The following is a 17531-nucleotide window of genomic DNA, read 5'->3' as shown; positions in this document are numbered from 1 at the left end:
GAATCAAGGGTTTAAAAGGGAGTTGCTTCTTGTATAATGCCCGCCACAAGGCTCCCGTAGCTCAGTAGGATAGAGCGGTCCCCTCCTAAGGGACAGGCCACTGGTTCGACTCCAGTCGGGAGCGCCATATAAAACAAGGGGTTGGCATCATCATGGTGCCAACCCCTTGGTCGTTTTTGACGGTGGTCAATCCCTCCTCCTCTCATCTGTTATCACCCTCAGCATCCCGGGCTCGCTCTCTCTCTGATAGACTGACTCTCTTTGGCTGGGACCTGCGCCCAAGCCAGCAACTTCATCTTACAAAGGAGTGTTGGATGTCCGGTTGTTCCTGGTGGGATAGATCCACCGGTTTTGCCTTGCTGACCATTGTGCTGTGGGCCTCGCTGGCCGCACTGACGTCGCGCATTACCAGTGTTTCGCCACTCGTTCTGGTGGGACTGGTGCTGTTTTTCTGCGGGGCCGGGGCATTACCGTTCTGGCGCCAGTGGCGGGCCAGCCCGCTCACCTGGCTGATTACCATCACAGCCCTGCTCTTTTATCATCTCCTGCTTTTTATGAGCTTTCGCCATGCCCCGGTACTTGAGGCCAACCTCATCAACTACCTCTGGCCGCTCTGCATCATCCTCTTCACCCCGCTGTTGCTGCCAAATCATCCCCTCCACCTTCGCCACATTCTGGCGGGGATCTGCGGGCTGGCAGGCTCCATGCTGGTGATGCTCGATGGCGAGCTGCAACTGCAGCAAGCATATTTGCCCGGCTATCTGCTGGCGCTGGGTGCCGCCATCATCTGGGGCGCCTACTCGGTACTGTCGCGCCGTCTGCCACCGGCGCCTGCCGTGGTCACTGCAGCAGCCTGTCTGCCCGCCGGCGTGCTGGCGCTTTTGCTCGCCCGTCTGCTGGAGGGGCCTCTGCCACTGGCACAGATCCCCACCAGCGACTGGAGCCTCATCATCGGGCTGGCCCTTGGCCCCATGGGAGCAGCCTTTGTTACCTGGTATCTGGCGCTGCGAGACGGCGATCCACGCCGGATCGGTGCCCTTGCCTACCTGACCCCGCTGCTGAGTACCTTGCTGCTGGTGATATTGAACGGAGAGGAGCTGACCTCTCGCCATCTGCTGGCCGGAGCCCTGATCATGGGGGGTGCCCTGCTCGGCATGCGGAGCAAAAAAGCCCCTCCAGCCATCGCTGCCGCAAGCTAACCCCTGCCACACTGGCAAAAATCGATGCAGTAAAGATGGTGTCATAAAAACGCCATCTCTCCCCGTTAGGCTCAGGCCATGCCCCATGGATGGCCTACCGCTGACAGGAACCACATCGTGAAAATTGCCCACTACGTCACCCTCTCCTCCCTCGTTCTACTGCTGGTCGCGGGAGGTGAGGCGCTGGCGCTCTACCGGGGGTGGCAACAGCTGGCGCAAACCGAGCAGACTCAGCGACAGCATGAGGCGTTGCAGCAACAGGTTACGGTCGCGTTGCAAAACAGCTTGCGTGACTACCTCGCTGCAGGTGATCCCCAACAACTGGCCGCCGCAGAGAAGATCCGCACACGGGTTCTGATTGCGCTGGAAAATCAGCCACAAGAGATAGCCGCTCCTCTGCAGCATCAGCTGGAGGAGATGGGCAAGCGCATCGAGCACGACTATCAGGCGGCGGGCAAGCTCTCCGGCAACAGCCAGTTGCTGTTGCAAAATGCCGAGAACGAGATCGCCAGTCAGGCGCTGGCTCTGCTGCGCTACGGAGAACAGGGTGAAGGCGGTGAACAGGCCGATGCAGCCCGGCAATACCGCTTGGCCGCCTCGGAGATTCTCGCCAGCCTGTCGCAGCTCGGCCACCAGCGTCAAAGCTACATGGAGCAGGGAAGCAGCAAACTGCTGGAAGGACTCACTCTCGAGCTGGAAGGGATGGCGAAGCAGGCGAACCAGCTGCAAGCTCTGCCACTGCTTGACATCTATGAACAGCCAGCGGCGGACGAATTCACTCTGGGAGAGCCTGAGCGCAAGGAGATAGGTGATCAACCGCGCAGCGAGGTGCAATCACTCATCAAGCGCTATCCACAGGAGCTCGCCAACAGCCGCATGGCGCTGCAGCAACAGCAGGCTGCCCGCTATGCCGTGCAGCAGGATATTACCCGGATGGTGCAGCTCACCCGCGAGATGGGCGACACGATTGCCAGCGAACGGCAAGCCGTGAACCAGAGACTGGCCACCATACTCGGCACGCTGGCGCTGATCCTGGTGGCGGTGGCCCTCCTTTTCGCGCTGGTGCAGCGCCGCTGGCTGCTTGCCCCCTTGTTGCGCTTGCGTCACGCCTTTTTGCAGCTGGATAACACCGGACAGGCGGAGCCCTTGCCTGCTGCTGGTGAGCGCAACGAGCTGGGGGACATAGTTACCAGCTACAACCGTCTGATTGGCCGCCTGCAACAGGATCAGCAGCAGAAAGCGGGGCAACTCTCGGCGGTCTCCACCAGCCTGCAGGGGATGGTGAGCCAGGTGGAGGAGATCCACCAGAGCACCCGCACCACCGAGCAGGTCGTCGATGAAAGCGGCCAGATGATGGGAGAACTCAATCAGCTGGCTGGCGAGGTGCATCAGGTCGCTGCGGAGATAGCCCGCCATGCCAGCCACAACGAACAGGCCATGAGCCAGAGTGAAGGGCTGGTTGGCAGCATGCTGCATGCGACCACCCAGACCGGGCTTGCCATCGACGAGAGCGGTGAAGCACTGCAGGCTCTAAAACGCTCGGTCAGCGATGTGACCGCCATCGTCGACGTGATTGGCCACATCGCCCAGCAGACAAACCTGCTGGCCCTCAATGCCGCCATCGAAGCCGCCCGTGCCGGCGAGCAGGGGCGCGGTTTTGCCGTGGTTGCAGACGAGGTGCGCCATCTCTCTGCCAACACCCAGCGCTCGCTCAACCAGATCACCGAGATCCTCGGGCGACTGACCCAGTCAGGCGACCAGCTTGGAACAGTGCTAGACCGCATCACCAGCGAAGCAAACAGCCAGCGCGAGCAGGCCGAGCGACTGCGGGAAACAACCCGGGCGGTACGGGAGATCGCCCGCAATACCGCGGTGATCGCCCTGCAGGGTGCCGACAATGCCAAAAGTCAGGAGCACAAACTGGCCAGCTTTGCCGACCTGATCGCCCGCATCCATCAGCATGCCAGTCAGGTCAACCAGCTCTCGGTGCAGGTCTCCTCCCACATTCACCATCAAGCCCGCCAGATCCCGCTGATCCTGGGCCAGCCAAATTGAATATTGCGCGCTAACAGCCCCGTTCCCTCTCTCGCCTGTCAGCGGGAGAGTTTTTTTGTTGCGCAAAATTATCTGTTGCCTACAGGTTAATATTGGCTACAGAAAGACCGTCACCCTGCTCGCCCCCCACCTCCTTCTGCAACCCATTGAAAACGCTCTCATGGCCGCATGACGTGGAATGAGAGCCCTTCGCCTTCACGCAATGAATATTTGCACTCTGTCATACTTTTGAAACTTGGCGGGAACTTTTCATTGATATTTCGCACCGCGAACGTACTCTTGTGATTGTCCGATAGCCAAGAATCGGAACATAAAAAACAAAGAGTGATGAACAGAACTGCACTGCCACAGATGTGCCAAGACATCGGGGTTGCAGAGATCAAACTGAACGATTTTTTGCCCTGCGGGGTTTTGATTGCAATGCCAATACCGAGCGGTGGGCCAGATGCCGACTGCCGGAACAAAAAAAGCTAAGTCCATAAAATCAGGAGCAATACAAAATGGAAAAAGTGATCTTCAAGCGCGCCGCGTTGAGTGCCGCTGTGGTAGCCGCTCTGGTAGCACCCGGTATGGCATTGGCAGCTCAGGACATGATGAGCCCAACCTACGGCAAATCCTACGAAGCCTTCGTCAATGACGCCAAACTGACCGGCGGCCTCTTCTACTTCCAGCGTGACCGTCAGCGTATCGATGGTGACCCGACCGCCAAGGTCAAGGAAGGCAAATACCAGTCCAACCTGAGCCACGCCACTACCCAAGCTGCTCTGAACTTCAACTCCGGTTATGCGTGGGACACCGTTGGTCTGGATCTGGGTGGCTTTGGCGCCTATGACCTGGCTGTGACCGAGAATCACCCGGTCAACCAGGAGAACGAATTCTCCTTTGCAGGCAACACTTGGGGCAACAACTACAAAGATGGTTCCCCTGAGGGTGGTTTCAGCCTCTCCAACGCAGCGCTTAAGCTGAAATTCCTGGATGGCGGCATTACTGCCAAGGGCGGTTATACCCAGCTTTACGTACCGGGCGTCATCGGTGTGAACTGGTCCTATCAGCCGGGTACCTATCGTGGTGGCCAGGTTGAAGGCAACTTTGGTGGTCTCTACCTGACCTACGCCATCGCCGACGAGTACAAGGCCCCCTGGTACAAAGAGACTCAGGTATTCTCCCGCGCCAAGGCCTGGATGGACCCGTTTGCTGACGAGAACGTCATCGACTACATCCACGGTATTGCTGCTCGCTACACCTTTGAGAATGGCACTGCCGTTACCGGCTCTTTCGGTCAATCCGAAGGGTACATGGACAGCTACCACTTCAAACTGGCTCACAAGTTTGACGTAATCGGCGGCCTCTCCACCAGCTACCAGTTCTATGGCTCCGAAACCGACACCTATACCAAGGGCGGTTCCCAGATCCAGACTTACGATGGACTGGCATGGCAGCAAGCGCTGACCGCAGCTTGGAACTATGCCCAGTACGGCTTCCGTCTGGAAGGTCTGTGGACCAAGGCTGAAGGTGCAGAAGGCAACTACCTGCCCCGTCTGACCCGCGGCTACGCCAACTCCCAGGGTGCCAATGAAATTTGGTGGGATTCCCGCTCTGACTGGAACGCCAACAACGAGAAAGCAGTTTACTTCGGCGTAACTCGCTCGCTGGATGATCTGGTGGGTGCACCAGGCTGGTCTATCGGTGTATCCGGTGCCTACGGTTGGGATATTGAAGATGGCTTTGGCAAGAAAGCCGCCAACGGTGAAGATACCGAATGGGCTGCCAACTTCGATGTCAGCTACACAGTGCAGGATGGCAAGCTGAAAGGCACCCTGTTCAAGCTGCACTATACCGACTACAACAACGACATCAGCCAGGGCGGCGGTTGGACTTACTACCCCAACATCTTCGCCTCCGAGCATGACGTCAAGTTCCACATCATCATGCCGCTTACCTTCATGTAATTCAGGCAATACGATGTCAGCAAACCGGGCCAATTGGCCCGGTTTTCTTTTCCCCGATCAGCAGGTTAACATGCTGACAGACTCCCACTTTCCATCCGTCTCCCCTCTCACAAGGATCTCCCTATGCCCCGATTTGTTCTTGTCACCGGATGTTCCAGCGGGATTGGTCTGGCTGCCGCCCAGGCGTTGGGTCAGCACGGCTTTAACGTGATCGCCTCGGCGCGCAAGGCCGAGGATGTGGAGCGCTTGCAACAGCAGGGGTTGCTGGCAGTACAGCTGGATCTGGCGGAGCCCGCCTCCATCGAACTGGGGGCCAGTGCGGCACTCCATCTTGCTGGTGGTCGCCTCTATGGCCTGTTCAACAACGGCGCTTATGGCCAGCCGGGGGCGCTGGAAGATCTTCCCACAGAGGCACTGAGAGAGCAGTTCAACACCAACCTGTTTGGCTGGCATCACCTCATTCGTCAGGTGCTGCCCGCCATGCTGGAAGCCAGAGAGGGGCGGATCGTGCAAAACAGCTCGGTGCTGGGGCTGGTCGCCATGAAGTATCGCGGCGCCTACAACGCCAGCAAGTTTGCGCTGGAAGGTTACTCGGATACCCTGCGTCTCGAGCTGGCCGGCAGCGGCGTCCATATCAGCCTGATTGAACCCGGCCCCATCGATACCCGCTTTCGCGCCAACGCTCGCGCCGCCTTTCTGCGCTATATCGACCCGACCAGGAGCCGCCATCAGGCGGCCTACCAACAGACCCTCAACAGGCTGGAGCGCGAAGGCGGCGCCCGTGGCTTAACCCTGCCTAGCGAAGCCTGTCTGCCGCCGCTGATCCATGCACTGACCAGCGCTCGCCCTAAGGCGCGCTATCCGGTCACCACCCCGACCAGAATTTTTGCCCTGCTAAGACGGATCCTGCCCACTCGCTGGCTCGACAAGCTATTGGCAAAGTCAGCCTGATCCCTTGCGCTGGCGACGACCGGCGTCGCCTCGTTCAATAGTGCTCGCCATTGCTGTAGTAGGCGCTTTTATCGATGGGGAAAACCTGCACCACCACATAGGTCTGTTCCCCCAGCGCCGCCTTCAGATGGCGGGTGATAAGGTCAGCCGCCGCATCCTGCATCTCCTGCGGCCTGGCAAACCAGTGCAGCTCGACAAACGGAAAACCGGACTCCAGCTCACCATCACGAACCCGGTGGCTCTCGACCCGCTCCATGGTGACAAACTCCGGTTTGCCACCGGTCAGGGCACAGAGATCCGCAAGCAGCGGCCCGCTGATCTCCTTGAGAGTATCGAGTGAAACGGCGCGAAAACGAAGATGGGGCATGGCAAACCTCTTGGCTATCAGAAATGAGCACTTATCATAGAGTCTCCTGCGATGAAATGAAGTCACCAGCCCGGATAAGGATCACCATGAAATTCCAGCGCTCCCTGTTTGCCTTTCTACTCTGCCTGCTGCTGCCGCTCAGCGCCTTTGCCGATCCCGCCTTCTACAAGATCAGCAAGGGCAACCAGCAACACTGGCTGCTGGGCTCCATTCATGCGGGCAAGCCCTCCCTCTATCCGCTACCGGAGCCGGTCGAACGGGCCTGGCTGCAGAGCCGTGCGCTGGTGATGGAGGTCGACATGAACAGCATCACGCAGGAACAGTGGCAAGAGATGGGCTCTCTCACCCGCCTGGTAGATGGCAAGGCGCTCAAGGAGCATCTGCCTGCCGAACTCTACCAGCGCACCCTGATGGCTGGCGCGCGTCTTGGCCTCAATGAAGCTGCGCTCGCCCCGCTGCGCCCCTGGTTTGTTGCCATCACCCTGACTCAGGCCGCCATGGCGCGCTCCGACTTCAAGAGCGAGCTCGGGATCGATCAACACTTTGCCGCACTGGCCGCCAAAGAGGGCAAACCCGTGGTGGGCTTCGAGACCCTGTTGGAGCAGCTCGGCTATCTTGCCAGCGTGGGTGACAATCAGACCCTGATGCTCTCCAGCACCCTCGACGAGCTGCCGATGCTCGACACCGGCTTCGCCGCCGTGATGAAAGCGTGGCAGCAAGGGGACGAGGCAACGCTTATCAATCTGCTCAAGGAGGAGATGGCACCGCCCGCTCTGCAGAGCTGGATGGAGCAAACCCTGCTGGCCGAACGCAACCACAACTGGCTGGCCAAGTGGCAGACCCTGCCCAACGAGAGCTTTATTGTGGTCGGCGCGCTGCATCTTTATGGCGAGCAGGGACTGCTGGTGCTGCTGGAGCAGCAGGGGTGGCGCGTCACTCTGCTGACCAAGCCCACCGTGCTGCAAAGCACCAAATAAGGATTCGAGTGAGATTCATCACAGTTTGCGACTGGTCATAAAACAATCTCATTGGGAGTTGATCGGGATCATCTCCCTGCAGATAAAGGGGTATTTATGATGCCTGTCATCCACCGGGTGACAGGAGCAATGAAATGGACTTTTGGCTGGATCTGATGTTTGGCAACAGCGTGGGCTTGATGTCGATGATGGTGATTATCGGCACCTTCATCCTGATCAGCTCTTACGCTGCCTACTTCATCTACAAGGTGATGCACTCGCAACCACCCAAATCAGAGAAGTAACCCCCACAGGCGGCAGCAACTGGCCGCCTGTTTCGTCTCCGGCTCCCAGTTCATCCCTCCCTGCGCTATTGAACCGGACGATCGTTTTGCGGATCGGCTGGCACCGCTATAATGGCCCCCACTTTGTTTCATATGGGGAGCCTGCCGTGTCACATAGCGACGAACTCTCGCTTTTTCTGAATGAAGTGGCCGATGTCAGGCCCATTCGCAGCGACAATATCCATCCCCAGGGGGGGAAATCCGCCCCGACAGAAGCCCAGCTGGCCCGCCGTCAGGCTGCCACTGCCGAGCAGCTGGCGCTCGATCACCTCACCATGGAGGCGATCGAGATGCTCGACCCGCACGAGATCACCGGCTTCAAGCGCGATGGCGTACAAGAAGGGGTCTACAAGAAGCTGCGGCTCGGCAAGTACGAGCTGCAGGCAAGCCTGGACTTGCACCAGAAGACGCTCAATGAAGCACGTCAGACGCTGGTGCAGTTCATCGCCGATTGCGAGCAGCGCGATATCCGCTGTCTGCTGATCCTGCACGGCAAGGGGGAGCGCAGCACGCCGCGCGCCCTGCTGAAAAGCTATGTCAGCGCCTGGTTGCCACAGTTGCCGGCGGTGATGGCCATCCACAGCGCCGAGCGCCGCCACGGCGGCAGCGGCGCCCTCTATGTGCTGCTGCGCAAGAGCGAGCGCAAGAAAGCGGAAAACCGCGAACGCCACCAGAAGCGCCTCGGCTGATCCCGGGTGCCCGTCAGGGACGATCACAAGGACAACACCATGTCATACCAGAAACTTGAACAGCACCAGCAACAGCTGCACCGCCTCAACCACCTCTCCGCCATCTGTGGCTGGGATCGCGCTGCCATGATGCCGGAAGGGGGCAATGAGGCGCGTGCCGAAGCGTTGGCCGAGCTCGGCCTCATCATCCACCACAAGCGCACCGCCCCCGAACTTGGCGACTGGATTGCCAAGGCAGAGAGCGAGCAGCTGGATGAGGTGCAGCACGCCAACCTGCGCGAAATCAAGCGCCAGTGGCAGGACGCCAGCCTGCTGCCCGGCGAGCTGGTCGAGGCGCTGTCGCTTGCCGGCAGCAAGTGCGAGCACGCCTGGCGCAGCCAGCGCAAAAACAACGACTGGGCCGGTTTTGCCCCCAATCTCGAAGAGGTGGTGAAGCTCTCCCGAGAGGTGGCACGTTTGCGAGCAGACAAGCTCGGCGTGCGCCCCTACGACGCCATGCTGGCACTCTATGAGCTGGGCATGACCAGCGAACGGCTGGATCAGATCTTCGGCGATCTCGCCAACTGGCTGCCGCCCCTTATCCAGCAGGTCAGCGAGCGGCAGAAGGAAGAGTCCGTACTGCTGCCGCAAGGCCCCTTCCCCATCGCGGCCCAGCAGGCACTCGGTCAGGAGGTAATGGGGCTGCTCGGTTTTGACTTCGCCCATGGCCGGCTTGATGTGAGCAGTCACCCCTTCTGCGGCGGTGTACCGACCGATGTGCGCATCACCACCAGATACAACGAGCAGGAGTTTATCTCCAGCCTGATGGGCATAGTCCATGAAACCGGCCATGCCCGTTACGAGCAGGGCTTGCCACGCCAGCTGTCGGGGCAGCCGGTTGCCGAGGCGCGCTCCATGGCGATTCATGAGAGCCAGAGCCTGTTTTGCGAGATGCAGCTCGGCCACGATCCCGCCTTCCTCTCGTTGCTGGCGCCCCATATTCGCGCCCATTTCGGCGATCAGCCGGCGCTGAGCCCGACCAATCTCGCCAGACTCTACAGCCGGGTCGAGCCCGGTTTTATCCGGGTCGATGCGGATGAGGTGACCTATCCTGCCCACGTCATCCTGCGCTACGAACTGGAGCGCGACCTGATAGAAGGGCAGATCGAAGTAGCAGACATCCCCGAACTGTGGGATGCGAAGATGCAGCAGTGGCTGGGACTCTCCACCAGGGGCAACTACCGCAATGGCTGCATGCAGGATATCCACTGGACTGACGGTTCGTTCGGTTACTTCCCGAGCTACACGCTGGGCGCCATGTATGCCGCGCAGCTGCGCTTTGCGCTGGAGAAAGAGCTCGGTAGCATGAGTGAGGTGATCGCGGCAGGCCGCCTGCCGGAGATCTTCGCCTGGCTCGGTCGCCACATCTGGTCGCAGGGTAGCCGCTACAGCACGGATGAGCTGATCAGCCGTGCCACCGGCGAGGCGCTGAACCCGTACTGGCTGCGCCAGCATCTGGAACAGCGCTATCTGAAGTGATCCGTGCAATACGGGTAAAACATGACGGGGCCATTACAGGCCCCGTTTTTTTATTGGCAAACGATCCGTGTCATAGTGGATCCTGCGCGTTCAAAAACTCGCGCAGTTGCAAGATATTGCCCTCCGGGTCAAACGCATTGCGCACCACGAAACCGGGCCCGGACCACTGCTGCGGCAACAGGCCGCCACCAAGATCCGCCGCTTTCGCCTCTGCCCACGCAAGGCTTGGCACGGTAAAGAAGAGCTTGATGGCCCCCTGCTCACGCAGCGCCGGCGGCGTCGTGACAACGACCTGTCCGATATAGGGCTCGGGGATGGCATGCACAAGCAGCTGGATGTCGCCGTTCTCCAGCACGATCAGCTGCTCGCTCTGACTGCGGATCTCCATCTGCAGCAAGGTTCGGTAAAAGTGGCTCAGCAAGCCCGGCTCCCTGGCGTAGATCAGGGCGCCGGCACGGGCGGGACCTGGCATAGTGCAATCCTCGGTGATAAAGGCTCATCCACCTTCGCACAGTTGCGCATGACCTTCACCTGTTTCAGCGCACATTCCGCGCAAACTTAATTGCTATCCCTGTCCGTTTCTGGCTAGTCATCCCTCGCGATCCTGCTTAGTCTCTCACTCATCCCTTTTGTGCCGCATCAGCAAATACCCGGCACTCAACAGCAAGAGAGCCATGCCATGACGCCGCAGCACGAGCGTGACCAGCCACAGGATCACCAGATCAACGCCCTCAGTCGCGAGCAGTGCCACGCCGCACGGCTCGCCCGCGACGCTCGCTTCGATGGCCGCTTCTTTACCGGCGTGCTCTCGACCGGCATCTACTGCCGGCCAGTCTGCCCGGCACGTCCGCCGCACGAGCACAATGTGCGCTACTTCCAAAGCGCCGCAGCTGCCGAGCAGTATGGGCTGCGACCCTGCCTGCGCTGCCGCCCTGAGCTGGCCCCCGCCGCCCGTGGCGATCTGCCGGTTGAGCTGACACGGCTGCTGACGCGTATCGATCGCGGCGAGCTGGCAGACAGCACACTCGCCGAACTGGCGGCCGAGAGCGGTATCAGTGAGCGCACGCTACGCCGCCAGTTCGAGGCATACCTTGGCGCCTCGCCAAAGCAGGTGGCGCAGACGCGCCGCCTGCTGCTCGCGAAACGGCTACTGACCGAGACCCGGCTCCCCATCACTGATATCGCGTTTGCCGCCGGTTTTGCCAGCATCCGTCGCTTCAATGACGCCTGGCTCAACGCCTATGGGCTGGCCCCGCGCACCCTTCGCCAGCAGGAAGGTTGTGACGATATGGCCGACCACAGTGTTTCAGGCCAGCGTGGGGCAACGTTGACGCTGCAACTGCCCTACCGCCCTCCGTATAACGTGGCGGCCATGCTGGCGTTCTATCGGCTGCGGGCGATCCCCGGGCTGGAGCGGGTAGATGGTGAGGTGTATGAGCGGCGCTACCGGGTCGGTGATCAGGTCGCGCTGGTGCGCATCGCGCAGGGCAAGGGGCACAGCCTGCAACTCACCGTTCATGATCTGCCGCTCGCGGCGCTGCCCGATCTGCTCTATCGGGTGCGCCGGATGTGGGATCTCGATGCCGACATGCAGCGGATCGGTAATCTGCTCGGTCAGGATCCGCTACTGGCCCGTTTGCAGACACGCTGGCCCGGCGTGCGGCTGCCGGGGGGCTGGGACGAATACGAGGTGATGCTGCGCGCCATCGTCGGCCAGCAGGTCTCGGTCAAGGGAGCCATCACCATACTCGGGCGACTGGTGGCGCGCACCGAGGCCCAATTCGGAGTGGCGCAACTACCGCCCCCCGCCCAGTTGTGCAAACTCGATCTCGACGGCATCGGCATGCCCGGCAGCCGCATTCGCACCCTGCGGGGCGTGGCGCAGGCACTGGCCAGCGGCGAGCTGACCCTCACTACAGCCAGTGATGAGCAGTTGCTGGCGCTGCCGGGCATAGGTCCCTGGACGGTCGCTTACTGGCGGCTGCGCTGCGGGCTCGATACCGATGCCTTCCCCGCCTCCGATCTGGTACTGCAAAAAGCGCTCGGAGGCGGCAGCAAACTACCGGTGAAAGATGTATTGGAGCAAAGCGCCACATGGCAGCCGTGGCGCAGCTATGCGGCAAGCTGGCTGTGGCACGCCATGAGCGAAGCGCCTGCCTTGCTTACCGATACCGGTAGCAATGCAGCGCAGTCCGGTAACCAACAACAGGAGATAACATCATGATCCGCTACGATATTCTGCCGACCCGCTGCGGCGATCTGCTGGTTGCCATCAACGAGTATGGCTTGGTGCACGTGGACTTTGTCGCGGGCCTGCGGGCGCTGCCCGATATGAGCGGCTGGCTGCAAGACCCCGCAGCGCTGGCCCCCTTCCTCGCCGAGTTTGACGCCTATTTTGCCGGTTGCTTGCAGCGTTTCTCCCTGCCCCTTGCGGCTCGTGGCACCGCCTTTCAGCAAGCCGTGTGGCAAGCGCTGTGCGACATCCCCTATGGCGAAACCCGCAGCTACAGTGATATTGCCCGTGCTATCGGCAAACCCGATGCGGTGCGGGCAGTGGGCACGGCGAACGGCCGCAATCCGCTCTCGATCATCGTTCCCTGCCATCGGGTGATCGGCCAAAACGGCAGCCTGACCGGCTATGCGGGGGGATTGGAGATTAAAAAGGTGCTGCTGGCGCTGGAGAAGCAGGAGGGGGAGCTAGCCACCGCGCAATAGCGGTGCGCAGGCCGAAGAGGAATATCAACCACCTCCACCCAATCGGGTCGAGAAAAAATATGCCCCCGAAGCGGGGGCATAAGGGTTCTGCCATGACAGCGATGCATCACTCATGGCGATGCACCGCTCGCAGCCTATTCAACCAGCTGATAGATCGCGTGGTTGACGAACTTGGGATCATTCGGCTTGACCCCTTCGACTCGCTTCAGCTTGCTCCCCGCCAGTTTTTCAGCTTCCGGGTTGGTTGAGGAGTAGAAGTACACCTTGGCTCCGGCCGGCAACGCAGCAAGACTCCAGTTGTTATCCACTTTCTGCTCAAACCCTTCCGGATGCTGCTTGGCCATCTCCTTGACGTAAGCAGAGAGCACTTCGCGGGTCTCCATGGGATCTTCATGCACTACCGCGTTGCTGTCGATGCCCGGGAAATTGCCGCCACCGCTGCCGCGATAGTTGTTGGTGACCACATAGAAGTTCTGCTTCAGGTCGATCGGTTTGCCCTGATAGGTAAGCTCGGTGATCCTGTGCTTATCGCTGATCTGCTTGCCATCCTGGTCATAACGGGCTGGCTGGGTGATATCAATCTTGTATTGCACCCCTTTGATCATGTCGAAGTTATAGGGGCGGAAGTCATCGACCACCAGCCACTGCGCCTTGCTGGCATTGGGGACGATCTGGTTGTACTGGCTGACGCTCTTCTCCAGCCACTCTTGCACCGTTGCACCGTTAACTTTGGTTACTTGCAGGGTGTTGGGGAAGACATAGAGATCCGCCACGTTACGCAGGGAGATCTTGCCTGCCGGTACCCAGGTAAAATCGTTCGGGCCGTTGCGGCCACCACGGAACGGTGCCACCGCCGACAGAACCGGCAGATCCTCGTTGAGGGCGCAGTTCACGCCGTTATGACTCAGACAATCCGCCTTCACCTGATCAATGTGCCACTTCTGGGCATCGCTCACGATCTGGAGGGAGGCATCGTCCTGCACCACCGAGAAGAAGCTGTAGATCGGCTTGGCAATCTCGCTGATGGGATCAGCCAGCCACTGGTTGGTCGCATCATGGGTTTTGTCGACCAACGCCTCGATTTGACTATCTCCCGGCACATCCATGCTCTTGTCGACCAGCCGCACTTCCGAATGGCTGGAAGCCACCTGCCAACGGCCATCCTTCTGAGTCAGTTTGAGGTCGATAACCCCAAGATGGTTACCCGCAACCCCCGGCATGACGGCAGGCACCCCGGCAATCCGGCCCTGGGCATTATCGACCTGAGCGACATCCGGATACTCGCCCGGGAAAGCCTTGTGGGCATGGCCCAGCAACAGAGCATCAACCCCTTTCACCTGCGCCAGATAAACCGCGGCGTTCTCCATAAAGGGCTCCTGCGGCGTCCCCGTGATACCGGTGTGAGCCACTACAACCACCAGATCAGCCCCCTTGGCACGCATCTCGGGGATGTAGTACTCAGCCGTCTCGACCATATCGGCTACGATGACCTTGCCCTCCAGATTACGGCGATCCCACTGCATGATCTGGGGTGGATTCACCCCCAGTACCCCTACCTTGACCGTCTGCACGTTGCCATTGACGTCCTTCACCTGACGGTCGAGCAGTACATAAGGCTTGAAGCGGTTGGGCATGGCACTCCAGTCGATCTTGCCATTGCCATCACGTTTGAAATCGCGGGCATCGAACACGTTGGCATTCAAGACCGGATAATTGGCCCCCGACAGCGCATCGGCCAGATAGTCGAGGCCATAGTTGAACTCGTGGTTACCGAGGTTGCCGACATCATATTGCAACTGGTTGAGCGCATTGATGGCGGGATGCCCCAACTTTTTCAGGTAATCCGGATTGCCTCTGTATTGCGCAAACACGTAATCCGACAACGGCGTGCCCTGGATCAGGTCGCCATTATCGATCAGCAGGTTGTTGCCATTTTCCTCACGTGCTTTATGGATCAACAGCGCGGTACGGGAGAGCCCGAGAGAGTGGTCGACCTTGTTCTGGTAGTAGTCAAAACCAAGCAGATTGGAGTGAATGTCAGAGGTCTCGATCAGACGCAGATTGACCTCTCCGGGGGCGGCTTTTCCATTATCGCTATTGCAACCGGAGAGCAACAGCAATACGGCTACCGAGCTCAGCGTGAGGGTCGTCTTCATTGGAATTGTCATGAGTTGTTTCTCACTTTATGTTGTGTTTATCGTTAGTGCCAGCTCGCACATTCTACCTGCAAACCAGACAGATTCATGTGAGCAAAATTGCATAAATGGCTCATACCACTATCTGCCTTTCATAGGCCCTGACAGCGAGACAGAACTTAAAACAATGCCAATTAATGATGTTCGCAGCACCACGGTCATTTTTCAGCAGCGATACAACTTCAAAACATTACCTCGACATGAATGTATAACCACTTGAAATGGAGTTTATTTTCCCGTTCCGAACGGTCAAACTTGATTACTACAAACTTCCATTGAATTAGCTTTAATATAGTACCGACAAAAATAACCATTGTATAAATACCAGTGATAAGCATATTTAGTAAATGAAATTACCAAGAGCACCTTAATAATAAACACCGACTCAAAACAAGAATGTCAGAGCAAGAACACTGACTGATTGATTGAAAAATAATTTTTTAAAAATCCAATGATGGAACAAAACCTTATATCCATATACTGACTTTATTAAATTTTGATATTGTATTGGGAATAAATGCATTACTCAAAATAGGTGATAACGTAGTTACCGAATTAATCTTATTAAGCGAATAGGTGTGCAAAGGCGCCATTCAGGACTGGGAAGAGACCGAACAGTTCCAGCCGTAATTGCCAAAAAAAGCCCCGGAGTCATACTCCGGGGCTTTTTCATTGCTTCCCAGCCAGCTCTGACTCAACAGAGCAGCGCTCCGGCAATTACTTCTTCAAACTGCCCATCACATGCATTTCGCAGCGGTTGCAGTCAAAGCGCAGACGGAAGGTGTCTTTACCCATCTTGAGCTCCAGCGGCTCGGCCTTGAGACCGGGCACCTCGTTCGGGCAGAGGTTCTGGCTATAGCGGATACAGTGTTTGGTGATCATCAGCACCACTTCCCGCTCCTCCTTGTTCGCCTCATAGGCAGGAGCAATGCGCTCCACCCCGTGCTCATGGAAGAACTTTTCAGCCGCGCTGTTAAGCACATTGCCAAGGTAGGAGAGACGGTGCTGGGGATAGTTGATATCCCGCAGGGCGATGCGTCGCTCGGGGCGCTGGTAGCTCGCCACGCGTGCGGCCTCCAGCGCAGCGATGCCATCCCGGCGCAAGCCGTTGAGCTGTGATGCGGCGATAAATAGCGGGTGAGTGAATCCCAACTCAATCTTGCGCGCCACAAACAGGGTATTGCCGAGTTTACCAAGCTGGTCGCGCGCCTGTTGCAGCGCCCGCTCCGGATTGTCGGCAGGCTGTTTATCGCAAGACAGCGTCACCATGGCGCTGATGCCCTGCTCGTCGGTGAGCGTGAGGCTCACGCCCTCATCGCACTCTGCCAGCACCATATCGACCCGGATACGGCGATCCGCGCTCGCCTTCTCCAGCATCTTGCTGAACGCCTGATCGTGGTTGCGGTAGATTTCGGTGCCCACCTTCAACCCCGGCATACGTTCTGACAGGAGTAACTGCTTACCTTCGACTTTGTTGAGGCGCATCCCCACCAGCTCGTTATTCGGCTTGAAGAAGCCCAGACCGTCGCCGTTGTTGAGGGTGACCTGTTTGCCGTCGATCTCTATACCGTCACGGGTCACCTTGGTGACCCGTCCCAGCGGTTCGCCCACATATTTCGGGCTTTTGGTGGAGTCGATCCCCTGCTGGCGGCCATGGAGGAAGTAATCGGTGCTGCCGCGGTTGAAGCTCTTCTTGGGGTCAGGCGTGAAGCTGTAGCTGCAACGACCCGCAGAGGCAGCCACCAGATCGCTGCGGCTATCCAGAATGGCGTCCAGCTTCTGCCGATACCAGGCGGTGACGTTCTTGACGTAGTCGAGCCCCTTGAGTCGCCCCTCGATCTTGAAGGAGCGGATCCCCGCCTCGATCAGCGCCTCCAGGTTGTCGGTCTGATCCATATCCTTGAGGGACAACAGGTGGCTGTCGGCCACCAGCACTTCGCCATCCGGCTTTTGCAGAGAGCAAGGCAGACGGCAGAGCTGGGCACACTCACCGCGGTTGGCGCTGCGACCGGTACGGGCATGGCTGATGTTGCACTGGCCGCTGTAGGAAACGCAGAGCGCGCCGTGGATAAAAAACTCCAGCTGCACATTGGTCGCCGCACTGATCTCGCAGATCTGCGCCAACGACAGTTCGCGCGCCAGCACCACCTGAGAGAAGCCCACATCCTGCAGAAATTTCACCTTCTCCGGCGTGCGGTTGTCGGTCTGGGTACTGGCATGGAGCGCGATGGGTGGCAGATCGAGCGCCAGCAGTCCCATATCCTGGACGATGAGCGCATCGGCACCGGCTTCGTAAATTTGGTGGGTCAGGCGCCGGGCCTGCTCCAACTCGTGATCGTGCAGCAGGGTGTTGAAGGCGACAAAGACCTGGGCTCCGAAGCGATGGGCGTGGCGCGCCAGCGCTTCGATATCTTCGATGGTGTTGCCCGCAGCGCTGCGGGCGCCAAAGGCAGGGCCGCCCATGTAGACGGCATCGGCGCCATGGTTGATGGCTTCGATGCCGTAGGCTAGGTTCTTGGCCGGAGCCAGCAGCTCCAACCGGTTGTTGTGGCTTAACGGGTGCTTGTTCTGGTGCATGGTCTCGGGATCAGGG

14 protein-coding genes and 1 tRNA gene are annotated in these 17531 nt (G+C 59.0%); 11 read left to right on the top strand and 4 right to left on the bottom strand.

What is annotated here, in order from left to right:
* The first annotated feature begins 50 nt into the window (after positions 1-50).
* From I6L40_RS07310 to I6L40_RS07290, 5 genes are all read left to right on the top strand, one after another.
* A tRNA-Arg gene (locus tag I6L40_RS07310) sits at positions 51-127 on the top strand.
* A 187-nt stretch (positions 128-314) separates the two neighbouring features.
* Positions 315-1199, top strand: a complete 885-nt coding sequence (locus I6L40_RS07305; RefSeq protein ID WP_216995202.1) for a DMT family transporter — start codon at positions 315-317, stop codon at positions 1197-1199.
* Between the two features lie 117 nt (positions 1200-1316).
* Positions 1317-3254, top strand: a complete 1938-nt coding sequence (locus I6L40_RS07300) for a methyl-accepting chemotaxis protein (protein ID WP_216995201.1) — start codon at positions 1317-1319, stop codon at positions 3252-3254.
* Positions 3255-3754: 500 nt separating this feature from the next.
* Positions 3755-5203, top strand: coding sequence for an OprD family outer membrane porin (locus I6L40_RS07295; protein ID WP_139394149.1), 1449 nt, complete (start codon positions 3755-3757; stop codon positions 5201-5203).
* Positions 5204-5326: 123 nt separating this feature from the next.
* Positions 5327-6154, top strand: coding sequence for an SDR family oxidoreductase (locus tag I6L40_RS07290; RefSeq protein ID WP_216995200.1), 828 nt, complete (start codon positions 5327-5329; stop codon positions 6152-6154).
* A 34-nt stretch (positions 6155-6188) separates the two neighbouring features.
* Here I6L40_RS07290 and I6L40_RS07285 read toward each other — a convergent pair whose 3' ends face one another.
* Complete coding sequence (locus I6L40_RS07285; RefSeq protein WP_216995199.1) at positions 6189-6521, bottom strand: DUF1904 family protein; 333 nt, start codon at positions 6519-6521, stop codon at positions 6189-6191.
* Between the two features lie 86 nt (positions 6522-6607).
* Between I6L40_RS07285 and I6L40_RS07280 the strand changes: the two genes are divergently transcribed.
* The 4 genes from I6L40_RS07280 (at position 6608) to I6L40_RS07265 (ending at position 10028) form a co-directional block, all read left to right on the top strand.
* Positions 6608-7498: a TraB/GumN family protein gene (locus tag I6L40_RS07280; protein WP_216995198.1), complete on the top strand. Its 891-nt coding sequence runs from the start codon at positions 6608-6610 to the stop codon at positions 7496-7498.
* A 134-nt stretch (positions 7499-7632) separates the two neighbouring features.
* On the top strand, positions 7633-7782 hold the full coding sequence (locus I6L40_RS07275) for a DUF3149 domain-containing protein (protein WP_216995197.1): 150 nt from the start codon (positions 7633-7635) through the stop codon (positions 7780-7782).
* 146 nt (positions 7783-7928) lie between these two features.
* The gene (smrA, locus tag I6L40_RS07270) at positions 7929-8510 is read left to right on the top strand and encodes a DNA endonuclease SmrA (protein WP_216995196.1); all 582 of its coding nucleotides are present in this window, start codon (positions 7929-7931) and stop codon (positions 8508-8510) included.
* A gap of 39 nt (positions 8511-8549) precedes the next feature.
* Entirely contained in the window at positions 8550-10028 is a 1479-nt protein-coding gene (locus I6L40_RS07265) for a carboxypeptidase M32 (protein WP_216995195.1), read from the top strand.
* Between the two features lie 70 nt (positions 10029-10098).
* Here the strand turns inward: I6L40_RS07265 and I6L40_RS07260 are convergent, their stop codons facing one another.
* On the bottom strand, positions 10099-10500 hold the full coding sequence (locus tag I6L40_RS07260) for a VOC family protein (RefSeq protein ID WP_041208004.1): 402 nt from the start codon (positions 10498-10500) through the stop codon (positions 10099-10101).
* Positions 10501-10707: 207 nt separating this feature from the next.
* Between I6L40_RS07260 and I6L40_RS07255 the strand changes: the two genes are divergently transcribed.
* Together I6L40_RS07255 and I6L40_RS07250 are read left to right on the top strand one after the other, a co-directional pair.
* On the top strand, positions 10708-12252 hold the full coding sequence (locus I6L40_RS07255) for a DNA-3-methyladenine glycosylase 2 family protein (protein ID WP_216995194.1): 1545 nt from the start codon (positions 10708-10710) through the stop codon (positions 12250-12252).
* Positions 12249-12743, top strand: coding sequence for a methylated-DNA--[protein]-cysteine S-methyltransferase (locus I6L40_RS07250; RefSeq protein WP_216995193.1), 495 nt, complete (start codon positions 12249-12251; stop codon positions 12741-12743). The genes I6L40_RS07255 and I6L40_RS07250 overlap by 4 nt, the downstream gene beginning before the upstream one ends.
* Before the next feature lie 134 nt (positions 12744-12877).
* On the opposite strand, the gene I6L40_RS07245 is transcribed toward I6L40_RS07250, so the two are convergent.
* Positions 12878-14899, bottom strand: coding sequence for a bifunctional 2',3'-cyclic-nucleotide 2'-phosphodiesterase/3'-nucleotidase (locus I6L40_RS07245; RefSeq protein ID WP_216995192.1), 2022 nt, complete (start codon positions 14897-14899; stop codon positions 12878-12880).
* A 756-nt stretch (positions 14900-15655) separates the two neighbouring features.
* On the bottom strand, positions 15656-17515 hold the full coding sequence (locus tag I6L40_RS07240) for a U32 family peptidase (protein WP_216995191.1): 1860 nt from the start codon (positions 17513-17515) through the stop codon (positions 15656-15658).
* Positions 17516-17531 lie beyond the last annotated feature (16 nt).

This window comes from Aeromonas sp. FDAARGOS 1410 (genome assembly GCF_019048745.1).
Classification (GTDB): domain Bacteria; phylum Pseudomonadota; class Gammaproteobacteria; order Enterobacterales; family Aeromonadaceae; genus Aeromonas; species Aeromonas jandaei.
This window is presented reverse-complemented; position numbering and strand designations above follow the sequence as displayed.

Bases quoted from the DNA above. Each gene is read 5' to 3' on its own strand.
- I6L40_RS07305 (WP_216995202.1), top strand. From the start codon at position 315: ATGTCCGGTTGTTCCTGGTGGGATAGATCCACCGGTTTTGCCTTGCTG.
- I6L40_RS07295 (WP_139394149.1), top strand. From the start codon at position 3,755: ATGGAAAAAGTGATCTTCAAGCGCGCCGCGTTGAGTGCCGCTGTGGTA.
- I6L40_RS07290 (WP_216995200.1), top strand. From the start codon at position 5,327: ATGCCCCGATTTGTTCTTGTCACCGGATGTTCCAGCGGGATTGGTCTG.
- I6L40_RS07285 (WP_216995199.1), bottom strand. From the start codon at position 6,521: ATGCCCCATCTTCGTTTTCGCGCCGTTTCACTCGATACTCTCAAGGAG.
- I6L40_RS07280 (WP_216995198.1), top strand. From the start codon at position 6,608: ATGAAATTCCAGCGCTCCCTGTTTGCCTTTCTACTCTGCCTGCTGCTG.
- I6L40_RS07275 (WP_216995197.1), top strand. From the start codon at position 7,633: ATGGACTTTTGGCTGGATCTGATGTTTGGCAACAGCGTGGGCTTGATG.
- I6L40_RS07265 (WP_216995195.1), top strand. From the start codon at position 8,550: ATGTCATACCAGAAACTTGAACAGCACCAGCAACAGCTGCACCGCCTC.
- I6L40_RS07260 (WP_041208004.1), bottom strand. From the start codon at position 10,500: ATGCCAGGTCCCGCCCGTGCCGGCGCCCTGATCTACGCCAGGGAGCCG.
- I6L40_RS07255 (WP_216995194.1), top strand. From the start codon at position 10,708: ATGACGCCGCAGCACGAGCGTGACCAGCCACAGGATCACCAGATCAAC.
- I6L40_RS07250 (WP_216995193.1), top strand. From the start codon at position 12,249: ATGATCCGCTACGATATTCTGCCGACCCGCTGCGGCGATCTGCTGGTT.
- I6L40_RS07245 (WP_216995192.1), bottom strand. From the start codon at position 14,899: ATGAAGACGACCCTCACGCTGAGCTCGGTAGCCGTATTGCTGTTGCTC.
- I6L40_RS07240 (WP_216995191.1), bottom strand. From the start codon at position 17,515: ATGCACCAGAACAAGCACCCGTTAAGCCACAACAACCGGTTGGAGCTG.